At 60.3% G+C, this 385-nt stretch carries 1 protein-coding gene and 1 pseudogene; both read right to left on the reverse strand.

The annotated features are described in order from the left end of the window. Positions 1-127, reverse strand: a pseudogene (locus ACRPFF_RS11710) (hypothetical protein); the annotation flags it as partial. 75 nt (positions 128-202) lie between these two features. Continuing rightward, on the reverse strand, positions 203-385 hold a 183-nt coding region (locus tag ACRPFF_RS11715; RefSeq protein ID WP_432674683.1), incomplete at its 5' end, for a hypothetical protein.

Genomic DNA, 385 nt, shown 5'->3' on the forward strand with positions numbered 1-385 from the left:
CGGATAGGTTGCCGAACAGGAGTTCGTCGGCGAGCGGTTTGCGGATTTTTTCCTGAATCAGGCGGTGCATCGGGCGCGCGCCCATTTGCGGGTCGAAACCTTTTGCCGCCAGATATTTGCGCAATGCCATCGGACAGCATACCTCCCTGTTCGACCCTGTCGCCATCTTATGGGATAAAACATCCTCACGCACCTTCGAACACTATATCGACACGCCCGAACTGACCGCCCGCATCCGCGCCGTGCCGAGGGCGGTCTGTTCGGACGGCTGCTCTATCAGGGCGCGGCGGCTTTTTCCCCGCGCAAAATACGGGGCTTCGTCCGCAATCATCCGTTGCTGCTCTCGGCTGTGATGGGTCTGGTGCTTGCCGGCTTGGGCACGCTT

The sequence above is a fragment of the Neisseria sp. SLRRB23 genome (genome assembly GCF_050896295.1).
In the GTDB taxonomy this organism is placed as follows: Bacteria; Pseudomonadota; Gammaproteobacteria; order Burkholderiales; family Neisseriaceae; genus Neisseria.